Annotated in this window: 9 protein-coding genes; 2 read left to right on the plus strand and 7 right to left on the minus strand. The window is 73.2% G+C overall.

Annotation, left to right across the window (positions count from 1 at the left end; all coding sequences use genetic code 11):
• Positions 1–2: 2 nt before the first annotated feature.
• The gene (locus ABZ858_RS12520) at positions 3–2,285 is read right to left on the minus strand and encodes a bifunctional salicylyl-CoA 5-hydroxylase/oxidoreductase (RefSeq protein ID WP_361375589.1); all 2,283 of its coding nucleotides are present in this window, start codon (positions 2,283–2,285) and stop codon (positions 3–5) included.
• Between the two features lie 7 nt (positions 2,286–2,292).
• Positions 2,293–3,120, minus strand: coding sequence for an enoyl-CoA hydratase family protein (locus ABZ858_RS12525; protein WP_361375592.1), 828 nt, complete (start codon positions 3,118–3,120; stop codon positions 2,293–2,295).
• A 363-nt stretch (positions 3,121–3,483) separates the two neighbouring features.
• On the opposite strand from ABZ858_RS12525, the gene ABZ858_RS12530 reads away from it, so the two are divergent.
• Positions 3,484–3,963, plus strand: a complete 480-nt coding sequence (locus ABZ858_RS12530; RefSeq protein WP_361375595.1) for an ATP-binding protein — start codon at positions 3,484–3,486, stop codon at positions 3,961–3,963.
• On the opposite strand, the gene ABZ858_RS12535 is transcribed toward ABZ858_RS12530, so the two are convergent.
• The 5 genes from ABZ858_RS12535 to ABZ858_RS12555 form a co-directional block, all read right to left on the minus strand.
• Entirely contained in the window at positions 3,923–5,392 is a 1,470-nt protein-coding gene (locus ABZ858_RS12535) for an amino acid permease (protein WP_361375598.1), read from the minus strand. The two genes, ABZ858_RS12530 and ABZ858_RS12535, sit on opposite strands and share 41 nt — an antisense overlap.
• Positions 5,393–5,539: 147 nt before the next feature.
• Entirely contained in the window at positions 5,540–6,547 is a 1,008-nt protein-coding gene (gene argF / locus ABZ858_RS12540) for an ornithine carbamoyltransferase (RefSeq protein ID WP_361375601.1), read from the minus strand.
• A gap of 132 nt (positions 6,548–6,679) precedes the next feature.
• Complete coding sequence (locus ABZ858_RS12545) at positions 6,680–7,906, minus strand: arginine deiminase (RefSeq protein WP_361375604.1); 1,227 nt, start codon at positions 7,904–7,906, stop codon at positions 6,680–6,682.
• 136 nt (positions 7,907–8,042) lie between these two features.
• Positions 8,043–10,646, minus strand: coding sequence for a polynucleotide kinase-phosphatase (locus ABZ858_RS12550; RefSeq protein ID WP_361375607.1), 2,604 nt, complete (start codon positions 10,644–10,646; stop codon positions 8,043–8,045).
• Positions 10,643–12,238 carry a 3' terminal RNA ribose 2'-O-methyltransferase Hen1 gene (locus tag ABZ858_RS12555; RefSeq protein WP_361375610.1) on the minus strand — a complete coding sequence of 532 codons (1,596 nt, stop codon included), beginning with the start codon at positions 12,236–12,238 and terminating at the stop codon, positions 10,643–10,645. The genes ABZ858_RS12550 and ABZ858_RS12555 overlap by 4 nt, the downstream gene beginning before the upstream one ends.
• Before the next feature lie 257 nt (positions 12,239–12,495).
• On the opposite strand from ABZ858_RS12555, the gene ABZ858_RS12560 reads away from it, so the two are divergent.
• Positions 12,496–12,984 (plus strand): NUDIX hydrolase, encoded by a 489-nt coding sequence (locus ABZ858_RS12560; protein WP_361375613.1) that lies wholly within the window; start codon positions 12,496–12,498, stop codon positions 12,982–12,984.
• The last annotated feature ends 121 nt before the right edge of the window (positions 12,985–13,105 follow it).

Genomic DNA, 13,105 nt, shown 5'->3' on the forward strand with positions numbered 1-13,105 from the left:
GGTCACTTCCGCAGCGTGAGCCGGGGGCCGGGCGCGTCCGTGCGGCCGGTGCGTGGGGGGCGGCTGCCCGCACGGTAGGGGGCCGGCCATGGCGCGGCGGGCCCCTCGTAGCCCTGTTCGGCGGCGGCGTGCAGGGTCCAGTGCGGGTCGTACAGGTGCGGCCGGGCGAGCGCGCACAGGTCGGTGCGCCCGGCCAGGATCAGGGAGTTGACGTCGTCCCAGGAGGAGATCGCGCCGACGGCGATCACCGGGACGCCCGCCTCGTGCCGGACCCGGTCGGCGAACGGCGTCTGGTAGGAGCGGCCGAACTCGGGCCGCTCCCCGGACACCACCTGCCCGGTGGAGACGTCGACGGCGTCGGCGCCGTGCGCGGCGAAGGCGCGGGCGATCTCCACGGCGTCCTCGGCCGTGGTGCCGCCCTCGGCCCAGTCGGTGGCGGAGATCCGCACGGTCATGGGCCGTTCCTCGGGCCACACCGCGCGTACGGCGTCGAAGACCTCCAGCGGGAAGCGCAGCCGGTTCTTTGGCGATCCGCCGTAGGCGTCGGTGCGGTGGTTGGTCAGCGGGGACAGGAAGCCGGAGAGCAGGTAGCCGTGGGCGCAGTGCAGTTCGAGCAGGTCGAAGCCGGCCCGGGCGGCCCGCCAGGCGGCGGAGGCGAACTGCTCGCGGAGGTCGGTGAGCTGCGCCCGGGTGAGCGTGCGCGGCACCTGGCCGCCGTCCCGGTACGGCAGCGGGGAGGCGGCCACCAGGGGCCAGTTGCCCTCGGGCAGCGGTTCGTCCATGCCCTCCCACATGCGTTTCGTGGAGCCCTTGCGGCCGCTGTGGCCGAGCTGGACGCCGATCGCGGTGCCGGGCGCCTGCCGGTGCACGAACTCGGTGATCCGCCGCCAGCCCTCCGTCTGCCGGCCGGTCCACAGGCCGGCGCAGCCGGGGGTGATCCGGCCCTCCGCGCTGACGCACACCATTTCGGTCATCACCAGTCCGGCGCCGCCCAGGGCGCGGGCGCCCAGGTGGACGAGGTGGAAGTCGCCGGGGACGCCGTCCACGGCCGAGTACATGTCCATCGGGGAGACCACGACCCGGTTGCGCAGGGTCAGCCCGCGCAGCCGGAACGGGGTGAACATCGGCGGCGTGCCGGGCGGGCAGCCGAAGTCGCGTTCCACGGCATCGGTGAAGCGGGCGTCGCGCAGCCGCAGGTTGCCGTGGGTGACGCGGCGGCTGCGGGTGAGCAGGTTGAAGGCGAACTCGCGGGGCGGGCGGCCGAGGTAGAGGCCCAGGTTCTCGAACCACTCCAGGCTGGCCCGCGCGGCGCGCTGGGTGGAGGCGACGACCGGCTTGCGCTCCTGCTCGTAGGCGGCGAGCGCGCCGGGCAGGGACGGCTGTTCGTCCAGGCAGGCGGCGAGCGCGAGGGCGTCCTCCACGGCGAGCTTGGTGCCGGAGCCGATGGAGAAGTGGGCGGTGTGCGCGGCGTCGCCGAGCAGCACCAGATTGCCGTGCGACCAGCGGTCGTTGACCACCGTGCGGAAGGTGGTCCACGCGGACTTGTGGGAGCGCAGCGGCCGGCCGCCGAGCGCGTCCGCGAAGATCTTGGCGCACCGCTCGACGGACTCCGTCTCCTCCAGGCCGGCGAGGCCGGCGGCCCGCCACACCTCCTCGCGCATCTCGACGATGACCGTCGAGGCGTCGGGCGCGTAGGGGTAGCCGTGCAGCTGCATCACGCCGTGCTCGGTCTCGGCGGTCTCGAAGCGGAAGGCGTCGAAGGCGAAGTCGGCGGCGAGCCAGATGTAGCGGCAGCGGTGCCCGGTGATCCGGGGCCGGAAGACGTCGGCGCGGGCCTGGCGGGTGGCGCTGTGCACGCCGTCCGCGGCGACGACCAGGTCGTACGCCGCGGTGAGCCGGGCGGTGTCCGGCGCGGCGGTCCTGAAGCGCAGGTCGACGCCGAGGGCGCGGCAGCGCTCGTGCAGGATCTCCAGGAGCCGGCGCCGGCCGAGGGCGGCGAAGCCGTGGCCGCCGCACGTGTGCCGGACGCCCCGGTGGACGACGTCGATGTCGTCCCAGCGCACGAACTCCTCGCACAGGGCCCGGTGGACGACCGGGTCGGCGTGCTCGATGCCGCCGAGCGTCTCGTCGGACAGGACGACTCCGAAGCCGAAGGTGTCGTCGGGGGCGTTGCGCTCCCAGACGGTGATCTCGCGGGCGGGATCGAGCCGTTTGAGCAGGGCCGCCGCGTACAGGCCGCCGGGGCCGCCGCCGATCACCGCGACCCGCGCGGCACCGCCGGTCATGCCCGTCTCACCTGCCCTGCCACTTGGGCGGGCGCTTCTCGGTGAAGGCCGCGTGGAACTCGGCGTAGTCCTCGCCGTGCATCAGCAGGGCCTGGGTGGCGGCGTCCAGCTCGACCGCGGCGGCCAGCGGCAGGTCCAGTTCGGCGGTGAGCAGCGCCTTGGTCTGCGCGTGGGCGAGGGCGGGGCCGTCGGCCAGCCGGCGGGCCAGGGCGGCGGCCTCCGCGTCGGCGTGGCCCTCGTCGGTGAGGAGGCTGACCAGGCCGATCCGTTCGGCCTCGGGCGCCCGGACCGGCTCGCCGAGCATCAGCAGCCGGGTGGCGTGGCCGAGACCGACCACCCGGGGCAGCAGATAGGCGGCACCCATGTCGCCGCCGGACAGGCCGACGCGGGTGAAGAGGAAGGCGAAGCGGGCGCTGGGGTCGGCCACCCGGAAGTCGGCGGCCAGCGCCAGCACGGCACCCGCGCCGGCCGCCACGCCGTGCACCGCCGCGATCACCGGGAACGGGCACTCCCGTACGGCCCGGACCACCTGCCCGGTCATCCGGTTGAAGTCCAGCAGCGCGGCGGTGTCCATCGACAGGGTGGCGCCGATGATCTCCTCGACGTCGCCGCCCGAGCAGAAGCCGCGCCCCTCGCCGGCCAGCACCAGGGCGCGCACGGCGCGTTCCCGGGAGAGTTCGGCGAGCAGGTCGCGCAGGTCGGCGTAGGCGCCGAAGGTGAGGGCGTTGAGCTTGTCGGGGCGGGCGAGGGTGACCGTGGCCACGCCGTCGTCGAAGGTGACGCGCAGGTGGCGCCAGTGCGGGGTGCGGGTGGCGGAGCCGGTGAAGGGACTCATGACGTACGGCCTCCTCGGCGGACTGCCTCGGTCGCTGCGGTGGCTCGTTCAGGTCGGTCTGTTCCGTCTGTCTGTTGTTCCGTCTGTCTGTCTGCCTGCCCATCGGAGCTGTCTGCCGTCGAAGTTATCACTCATCTGTGACCGCCGTCACGAGTGCGCGATAGAGCGCGTGACAATGTGGCCGGGACCCGCCGCTTCGTCACAGGTCGTCGATGGCGCGGTAACGGGGGGCGCGGCCGGGCGGGTCGCGGCCGGCGCGTGGGTAGGGGCGTGGGAGCCGGGCCGCGCGGTCCGGGACGGAGGGCGCCGGGGACCGGTCACGGCGTCCCCCGTACCATTCCTCGTCGAAAGCAGGTCAGCCTCATGGTGACCACTGGGACGCCCTGCGCCACGAACGGACCCACGGTGTACGAACGCCCCTCAGCCGGCGCCTCCTGGCGTGTCGCGCTGCCGCACACGGCCGCCGCAGTGCCGGTGGCGCGTGCCCTCGTCCGCGCGGCGCTGGCCGAGCTGGAGCACACCGCCGACGGCGACACGGCGGAGCTGCTCACGGCCGAGCTGGTCGCCAACGCCGTGGAGCACACCGCGGGCAGCGGCCCGATAGAGCTGGTGGTCCGGCTGCTGCCGGGCGGCTGTCACATCGAGGTGCACGACGGGGACCCGGCGCCGCCCGACGGTCTCGCCCGGCCGGGCCTCACCCCGCCCGATCCCTGGCAGGAGGACGGGCGCGGGCTGCTGCTGATCCGCGCGCTCAGCTCGTCCTGCGGGCACCGCCCGACCGGGACCGGCAAGGCGGTGTGGTTCAGGCTGTCCGCAGCTCCTCGCGGGCCGCGTCCGGCGTGAGGGCCGGGGCGTCCGGGCCGTCCGGGGTCGCCACCTGGTGGGCGAACCGGGAGTTGCGGCGCCCGTAGAGGACGTAGAGCAGCGCTCCGGCGGCGAGGAACGCGGCGAACTGGAGCCAGGTCCTCCAGCCCGTCTCGTACATCAGGTACAGGCAGCAGCCGACGCCGAGCAGCGGGACCGCCGGGTAGAGCGGCACCCGGAAGCCGCGGGGCAGGCCCGGGGCGCGGCGGCGCAGCGCGATCACGGCGATGTTGACGACGGCCATGACGGCGAGGGTGCCGATGGTGCACAGGTTCATCACGGCGCCGAGGGAGGCGAAGGCCGCCGGGAGCGCGAAGACGACGGCGACGATCAGGGTGCCGGCGACCGGGGTGGAGGTCTTCGGGGAGACCTTCTCGAAGACCGGCGGGATCAGGCCGTCCCGGGACATCGACATCAGGATGCGGGTCTGGCCGTACATCACGGCGAGCACGACGGAGGCGATGGCGACGACCGCGCCGAAGGCGATGACCCCGCCGCCGGCACCCGAGCCGGTGACCTCGTCGACGACGTAGGAGAGGGCCGCGGGGCGGCCGGCCACCTGGGTGCCGCCGATGGCGCCGATCGCCGCGAGGGCGACCGCGCAGTACAGCAGGGTCACGATGCCCATGCAGACCATGATCGCGACCGGGATGTCCCGGCGCGGGTTCTTCGCCTCCTCACCGGCCGTGGTGATCGCGTCGAAGCCGATGTACGAGAAGAACGCGGCCGTGGTGCCCGCGCCGATGCCGCCGAGACCGGCCGGGGAGAACGGGGTGAGGTTGCCGTCCTTGAAGGCGCTGTAGCCGACGGCGCAGAAGGCCAGCAGGATGACGAGCTTCACGGCGGCCATGGCGGCCGTGGCCCGGGCGCTCTCGCGCACCCCGCGCACCAGCAGCACCGAGGCCATGGCGATGACGATCACAGCCGGCAGGTTCATGATGCCGCCGTCGCCGGGGCCCTGGGACAGGGCGGCCGGGAGCTGGACGCCGGTGAGGCTGTGCAGCAGTTCGTTGACGTACTGGCTCCAGCCGACCGCGACCGCCGAGACGGACACGCCGTACTCGAGCAGCAGGCACCAGCCGACCAGGAAGGCGGTGGACTCGCCGAGTCCGGCGTAGGCGAAGGAGTACGACGACCCGGACACCGGGATCGCGCCGCCCAGCTCCGCGAAGGAGAACGCGGTGAAGACGCAGGTGATCGCGGCGAGCACGAAGGAGACGACGACGGCCGGGCCGGCCTGGGCGACCGAGTCGGAGAGACCGACGAAGATGCCGGTGCCGACGATGGCGCCGACGCCGAAGCAGATGAGCTGGAAGAGGCCCATGGTGCGCTTGAGGCCGTGGCCCTCGCGGTCGGCTCCGGATTCGGCGACGAGCAGGTGCGGGGACTTGATGCGGGGAGCGGGCATGCGGGTGGTGCTCGTTTCTGATGGTGCGGGCGCCCGTCGTGGGAGCGCGGCGGCGGCCGCGGAAGGGGTGGTTCCGGGCCGCCGGTCAGGATAGTGCCTGGTCGGGTGGTGGGGACAATGCCTGGTCGGGCGCTGTGGGTAGGGCCGTCAGGCCAGCGTGGCGACCAGGACCGCCTTGATGGTGTGCAGACGGTTCTCCGCCTCGTCGAAGACGATCGAGTGGGGCGACTCGAAGACCTCGTCGGTCACTTCCAGGGAGGTCAGGCCGTACTGCTCGTGGATGCCGCGGGCGACCTTGGTGCCCAGGTCGTGGAAGGCGGGCAGGCAGTGCAGGAACTTCACGTCCGGGTTGCCGGTGGCGCGCAGCACGTCCATGGTCACGGCGTACGGGGCCAGCGACTCGATGCGCTCGGCCCACACCTCCTTGGGCTCGCCCATGGAGACCCAGACGTCGGTGGCGACGAAGTCGGCGCCGCGCACGCCGTCGGCCAGGGACTCGGTGAGGGTCAGGCGGGCGCCGCTGAGCGCGGCCAGTTCGTGCGCCCGGTCGACGATCTCCTGGGCGGGCCAGTAGCTCTTGGGCGCGACCAGGCGTACGTCCATGCCGAGCAGGGCGCCGGTGATCAGGTAGGAGTTGCCCATGTTGAAGCGGGCGTCGCCGAGGTAGGCGAAGGCGATCTCGCGCAGCGGCTTGTCGCTGTGCTCGGTCATGGTGAGCACGTCGGCGAGCATCTGGGTGGGGTGCCAGTCGTCGGTGAGCCCGTTGTAGACGGGCACGCCGGCGTGGGCGGCCAGTTCCTCGATGTCGCGCTGCCCGTCCCCGCGGAACTCGATCGCGTCGAACATCCGCCCGAGCACCCGGGCGGTGTCCCGCACGGACTCCTTGTGCCCGATCTGCGATCCGGACGGGTCGAGATATGTGGTCGAGGCGCCCTGGTCGGCGGCGGCGACCTCGAACGCGCAGCGGGTGCGCGTCGAGGTCTTCTCGAAGATCAGCGCGATGTTCCTGCCCGTCAGGTACCGCGTCTCCGTCCCGGCCCGCTTGGCCGCCTTCAGCTCGGCGGCCAGCTCGATCAGGCCGCGGAACTCCTCCTCGGTGAAGTCCAGCTCCTTGAGGAAGTGGCGGCCGGCGAGGGCGGTCGGGACTGTCGCCATGGGGGCGCTCCAAGACGGGTGGAATACAGGGACTGTGGAATTATATACGACTCCTAGAATTTCTATACGACCGAGGTCTGGAGGTCTCTACGAACGGCTTCCACGCGAACGAGGTCCACGCGCGGACGAGGTCTACGCGATCGCGTCGCGCTGCACCGGGCAGCTCATGCAGCGCGGCCCGCCCCGGCCCCGCCCCAGCTCGCTGCCGGGGATCTCGATCACCTCGATGCCCTGCTTGCGCAGGTGCGTGTTGGTGGTGACGTTGCGCTCGTAGGCGACGACGACGCCCGGCTCGACCGCGAGCACGTTGCAGCCGTCGTCCCACTGCTCGCGCTCGGCCGCGTGCACGTCCTGGGTGGCGGTGAGCACCCGGATCTCGCTCAGGCCCAGCGCCGCGGCGATCGCGCGGTGCATGTGCTCGGGCGGATGGTCGGTGACCTTCAGCTCCTTGTCGCCCGAGCCCGGTTCGATGGTGTACGAGCGGAGCATGCCGAGCCCGGCGTACTGGGTGAAGGTGTCCGCGCCGACCATGGTCATCACCGTGTCCAGGTGCATGAACGCCCGCCGCTTGGGCATGTCGAGCGCCACGATGGTCCGGGCCGACCCGGCGGCGAACAGCTTGTGCGCGAGCATCTCCACGGCCTGCGGAGTGGTCCGCTCGCTCATCCCGATGAGCACCGCGCCGTTGCCGATGACCAGCACGTCCCCGCCCTCGATGGTGGACGGGTAGTCGGCCTGGCCCTCGGACCACACATGGAAGGTCTCGCGGCGGAAGACGGGGTGGTAGCGGTAGATCGCCTCGAAGTGCACGGTCTCGCGCTGCCGGGCGGGCCAGCGCATCGCGTTGATGGAGACGCCGTCGTAGATCCAGGCGGAGGTGTCCCGGGTGAACAGGTGGTTGGGCAGCGGGCCGAGCAGGAAGTCGTCCAGGTCCATCACATGGAACCGCACCGAGGACGGCTCCGCGTACGCCCGCAGGAACTCCCGTTTGGTCATGCCGCCGACCAGCGCCTGGGCCAGCTCGGGCGCGGACAGCGTCTCGAAGGCGGCTCTGAGGTGGTCGGTGGCGAGCGGGCCGTACTCCTTCTCGTCGAAGACGCGGTCCAGGACGAGCGACCGGGCCGACGGGATCTCCATCGTCTCGGTCAGCAGGTCGCCGAAGAGGTGCACGGCGACCCCGCGGTCGCGCAGCACGTCGGCGAACCCGTCGTGCTCGGCGCGCGCCCGGCGCACCCACAGCACGTCGTCGAAGAGAAGGGCGTCCTTGTTGCTGGGGGTGAGCCTTTTGAGCTCAAGATCCGGCCGGTGCAGGATGACGCGGCGCAGCCGCCCGGCCTCGGAGTCGACGTGGAATCCCATGCCTCCATCCTGACCACGGATGCGCGCCTTCACCCTCCCTTGCCGGTTTCCGTGCGGTTCCGTCGTGCGGTTCCGTCGTGCGGTTATGCCGCCGGGCCGGCCGTGCCGGACGCGGGGTCCGGCACGGCCGGGTGCGTCACAGCCGCGGGTCGACCGGCTCCGACTCCAGGGCCAGCACGGCGAACACCGCCTCGTGCACCCGCCACAGCGGTTCGCCCTCCGCGAGCCGGTCCAGAGCCTCCAGGCCGAGGGCGTACTCGCGCAGCGCCAGCGAGCGCTTGTGGTTCACGAACCGCTGCCGCAGCCGGGCGAGGTTGTCCGGACGGGTGTACTCGGGACCGTAGATGATCCGCAGGTACTCCCGGCCGCGGCACTTGACGCCCGGCTGGACCAGGCGGCCCTGCTCGGTGCGGACCAGGGCGCCCAGCGGCTTGACCACCATGCCCTCGCCGCCGCGGCCGGTCATCTCCAGCCACCAGTCGACGCCCGCCCGCACCGACTCCGGGTCGGCGGTGTCGACGTACAGGCGGCGGGTGATCTGGAGGAGTCCTGTGGTGTCGTGCTCCACCAGCCGGTCGATCAGCGCGAGCTGTTCGTCGTGCGGCAGCCCGGCGAGGCTGCGGCCCTGGACGGCGAGGATCTGGAACGGCGCCAGGCGGACGCCGTCCAGGCCCTCGGTGGTCCAGCAGTAGCGGCGGTAGGCGGCCGTGAACGCGGCGGCGTCCGCGGCGCGCTCCCGCTGGCGGCCCAGCAGCCCGGCCACGTCCACCCCGCGGGCCGCGGCGCCCTCCAGCGCGGCCAGCGCACCGGGGAACACCGCCCCGGAGGCCGCGCCCACCGCCGCGTACTGCGCGCGCAGCAGGCCCGACGCCTTCAGCGACCACGGCATCAGCTCGGCGTCCAGGAGCAGCCAGTCGGTGTCGAGTTCCGCCCACAGGCCGGCCTCGGTCGCCGCCGTGCGCAGCCGGCCGAGGATCTGCTCGGCGACCTCCGGGTCGTCGAAGAAGGGGCGCCCGGTGCGGGTGCAGAGGGAGCCGGTCGGCCCGTCCACGCCGAAGCGCTCGCGCGCGGTCCGCGCGTCCCGGCACACCAGGACCACCGCCCGCGAGCCCATGTGCTTCTCCTCGCACACCACCCGGGCCACGCCGTCCTCCCGGTACTGGGCGAACGCCTCCTTCGGGTGCTCCAGGTAGCCGTCCTCCTTCGAGGTGGCGGTCGGCGCCATGGTGGGCGGCAGGTAGGGCAGCAGCCGCGGATCGATCGCGAAGCGGCTCATGACCTCCAGGGCCGCCGCCCCGTTCTCCTCGCGCACCGCGACCCGGCCCGCGTGCCGGGTCTCCACCGCCCGGCGGCCGGACACGTCCCCGAGGTCCAGCGGCCGCCCGTCGTGTCCGCCGGGCGCCTCCGAACGCAGCGGCTTCACCGGCTCGTACCAGACCCGCTCGGCCGGTACGTCGACCAGCTCGCGCTCCGGCCAGCGCAGCGCGGTCAGCTTGCCGCCGAAGACGGCGCCGGTGTCCAGGCAGAGGGTGTTGTTGATCCAGGTGGCCTCCGGGACGGGAGTGTGGCCGTAGACCACGGCCGCCCGGCCCCGGTAGTCCTCCGCCCACGGATAGCGCACCGGCAGGCCGAACTCGTCGGTCTCGCCGGTGGTGTCGCCGTACAGCGCGTGCGAGCGGACCCGGCCGGAGGTGCGGCCGTGGTACTTCTCGGGCAGCCCGGCGTGGCAGACCACCAGCCGGCCGCTGTCCAGGACGTAGTGGCTGACCAGGCCGTCGATGAACTCCCGTACCTCGGCCCGGAACTCCTCGCTCTCCTGCGCCATCTGCGCGACGGTCTCGGCGAGTCCGTGGGTGTGCTGGACGGTGCGGCCCTTGAGGTGGCGGCCGTACTTGTTCTCGTGGTTGCCCGGGACGCACAGCGCGTGGCCGGACTTCACCATCGCCATCACGCGGCGCAGCACGCCGGGCGAGTCGGGGCCGCGGTCGACGAGGTCGCCGACGAAGACCGCGGTACGGCCCTGCGGGTGGACGCCGTCGGCGTAGCCCAGCTCGGCGAGCAGGGTTTCCAGTTCGGCGGCGCAGCCGTGCACGTCGCCGATGATGTCGAAGGGGCCGGTGAGGTGGGTGAGGTCGTTGAAGCGCTTCTCGGTGACGACCGAGGCGTGCTCGGCCTCCTCGGTGCCGCGCAGCACGTGCACCTTGCGGAAGCCCTCGCGCTCCAGGTGGCGCAGGGAGCGGCGCAGTTCGCGGGTGTGCCGCTGGATGACCCGGCGGGGCATGCCGGCGCGGTCGGCGCGGGCCGCGTTGCGCTCGGCGCACACCTGCTCGGGCACGTCGAGCACGATGGCGATGGGCAGCACGTCGTGCCGCTTGGCCAGCTCGATCAGCTGCCGCCGGCCGTCCTGCTGCACGTTGGTGGCGTCGACGACGGTACGGCGGCCGGCCGCAAGCCGCTTGCCGGCGATGTAGTGCAGCACGTCGAAGGCGTCGCGGGAGGCGCTCTGGTCGTTCTCGTCGTCGGCGACCAGGCCCCGGCAGAAGTCGGAGGAGATGACCTCGGTGGGGCTGAAGTGGCGGCGGGCGAAGGTGGACTTGCCCGAGCCGGAGGCGCCGACCAGGACGACGAGGGAGAGGTCGGTGACGGGCAGGACGCGGCCCTGCCGGGTGGTCGTGGTGCTGGTGGTGCTGGTGCCGCTGGTGCTGGTGGTGGTGTTCGTGTTGGCCGGGGTCTCGCTCATGCTGCCTTCGCCTCCTTTGTGCGCGTGTGGGTGCGGCCGTGGTGGTCGGGGGCCGTGCGGGTGAACACGGCCATCTGGGTGGGCGGGCCCACCTCGGGGTCGTCCGGGCCGACCGGGGTGTGGCCGACGGTGTACCCGTGGCGCCGGGCCACCGCGTCCGCCCAGGCGCGGAACTGGTCGCGCGTCCACTCGAAGCGGTGGTCGCCGTGCCGGACGTGCCCGGCGGGCAGGGTCTCCCAGCGGACGTTGTACTCGGCGTTCGGGGTGGTCACCAGCACCGTACGGGGGCGGGCGGCACCGAACACCGCGTACTCCAGGGCGGGCAGCCGGGGCAGGTCGAGGTGCTCGATCACCTCGCTCAGCACGGCGGCGTCGTAACCGGCCAGCTGCTTGTCGGTGTAGACGAGGGAGCCCTGCCGCAGGGTGACGCGCGCGGCCTGCCGCTCCCCCATCCGGTCCAGCTTCAGCCGCCGGGCGGCCATGGTGAGGGCGCGCACCGACACGTCCACAGCGACGATCTCGGTGAACCGCGCGTCCTTCAGCAGCGCCTGCACCAACTGGCCCTCGCCGCAGCCGAGGTCGAGCACCCGGGCCGCGCCGGACTCCGTCAGGGCCGCGACGATCGCCTCGCGGCGTCGCACGGCGAGGGAGACGGGCTTCTCCCCCGGCACCTCTTCGGTGCCGGACTCCCCGGACGCCCCGGACGCCCCGGACTCCCCGGACTCCCCGGACTCCCCGGTCTCGGCGGTCTCGTCGGACTCGCCGGTCTCATCGGTCTCGGTGCGTACCGCGTTGTCGATGTCCTCGACCGCGCTGTCGTCCGTCTCGGCCAGCCGGATCAGCTCCAGGCGTTCGATCGCCTGCCGGGTGAGCGACCAGCGGCGGGACAGATAGCGGCTGGTGATCAGCTTCTGCTCCGGGTGCGCGGGCAGCCAGCCCTCGCCGGCCCGCAGCAGTTTGTCGACCTCGTCGGCGGAGACCCAGTAGTGCTTGGCGTCGTCGAGGACGGGCAGCAGGACGTACAGGTGGCGCAGGGCCTGGGCGAGGGTGTTCGTCGCGGACTCCAGCACCAGGCACACGTAACGGGAGTCGCCCCACTGGGGGAACCCGGTGTCCAGCGGGACGGGTTCGGCGGTGACCGTCCACCCGAGCGGCTCGAAGAGCCGCCCGACGAGCGCGGGGCCGCCGCGGGCGGGCAGCGCGGGTATCTCGATACGCAACGGGCGGGTCTGGCCGGGCAGTTCGGGCCGGGTAGCGCACGCGCCGCGCAGCGCGCTGGAGAACACCGCGCTCAGCGCCACCGCGAGCAGTGAGGAGGCGGCGTAGGGGCGGTCGTTGACGTACTGCGCGAGCGCCGCGCCGGGTGCGCCGCCACGGCCCTTGCCCTTGCCCCGCCGCACCAGCGCCACCGCGTCGACCTCCAGCAGCAGCGCCGCCGTGCAGCGCTGTTCGTCCGCCTCGGGGTAGAGGACGTGCGCCGTGCCGTAGGACGTGGAGAACGCCTGCGCCTTGCCGGGATGCTTGTGCAGCAGGTACCCGAGGTCGGTCGCGGGGCGCTCGGCGGTGCCGGTGGTGGTGATGGTCAGGAACATGGGTGGGCCTCTCCGGCCGGACGGACGACTGCGGTGCCGCACACGCACGGGCCCCCGGGACGGTTCCCGGGGGCCCGGCAGGACGACGCCCCCACCCTGGCACAGAGCGCATCGGCAACGCCCGCGTTTATTTGCCGTATTCCCCGCCTTCGGCGGCCCGGCCCGCGTCCCGGCGGCGCGGACCGTCGTTGTCAGGGGGGCCGGTACGGGACCGGTCCCCGGGTGAACGGCAGGGGAGGCGGCGAGTGGTGGACTGGATGCCCCGTGAGCAGTGGGTGAAGACGCAGCCGCAGGCGCTGGTGGCGGCGTGCGTGGTGGTGCTGGACGACGACGGCCGTGTGCTGTTGCTGCGCTACGGCCCCGGCCAGCCGGGCGCGGGGAGCTGGTGGCTGCCGGGCGGGATGGTGGACCACGGCGAGGACCCGTGGACGGCGGCGCGGCGGGAGACGCGCGAGGAGACCGGCATCGAACTGGGACCGCTGCCGACGCTGATCGGGGTGGACCATCGCGTGGACGTCCTGGGCACCGGGCCGGTCCTCGACTGCTTCTTCCACGGCGGCACGCTCCAGGACGGCACGCGGACGGCCGTCCGGCTCAGTGCCGAGCACGACCGGTTCGGCTGGTTCGACCCGGCGGAACTCCCGGGCACCCGGCTCACGGCACCGCTGGCCGCCCTGGTGGCGCTGCGGCAGGCGGCACTGGACGGTGCGGTGGTGTGCCTGCGCGAGAGCCTGCCCTGGCAGTGAGCGGGCGCCGTCCGGGCCGTTCCGGCGGGGAGCAGGGCGGCGGCCGGGCCGACCGGCTCCGCCGCCGACCGGCCGGGGCGGAGACGACCGGCCGGGGCGGAGACAGGCGGCCGGGGCGGAG

The sequence above is a fragment of the Streptomyces sp. NPDC047017 genome (assembly GCF_040644175.1).
Taxonomy (GTDB): domain Bacteria; phylum Actinomycetota; class Actinomycetes; order Streptomycetales; family Streptomycetaceae; genus Streptomyces.

Bases quoted from the DNA above. Each gene is read 5' to 3' on its own strand.
- ABZ858_RS12520 (WP_361375589.1), bottom strand. From the start codon at position 2,285: ATGACCGGCGGTGCCGCGCGGGTCGCGGTGATCGGCGGCGGCCCCGGC.
- ABZ858_RS12525 (WP_361375592.1), bottom strand. From the start codon at position 3,120: ATGAGTCCCTTCACCGGCTCCGCCACCCGCACCCCGCACTGGCGCCAC.
- ABZ858_RS12545 (WP_361375604.1), bottom strand. From the start codon at position 7,906: ATGGGATTCCACGTCGACTCCGAGGCCGGGCGGCTGCGCCGCGTCATC.
- ABZ858_RS12535 (WP_361375598.1), bottom strand. From the start codon at position 5,392: ATGCCCGCTCCCCGCATCAAGTCCCCGCACCTGCTCGTCGCCGAATCC.
- ABZ858_RS12550 (WP_361375607.1), bottom strand. From the start codon at position 10,646: ATGAGCGAGACCCCGGCCAACACGAACACCACCACCAGCACCAGCGGC.
- ABZ858_RS12555 (WP_361375610.1), bottom strand. From the start codon at position 12,238: ATGTTCCTGACCATCACCACCACCGGCACCGCCGAGCGCCCCGCGACC.
- ABZ858_RS12560 (WP_361375613.1), top strand. From the start codon at position 12,496: ATGCCCCGTGAGCAGTGGGTGAAGACGCAGCCGCAGGCGCTGGTGGCG.
- argF (WP_361375601.1), bottom strand. From the start codon at position 6,547: ATGGCGACAGTCCCGACCGCCCTCGCCGGCCGCCACTTCCTCAAGGAG.
- ABZ858_RS12530 (WP_361375595.1), top strand. From the start codon at position 3,484: ATGGTGACCACTGGGACGCCCTGCGCCACGAACGGACCCACGGTGTAC.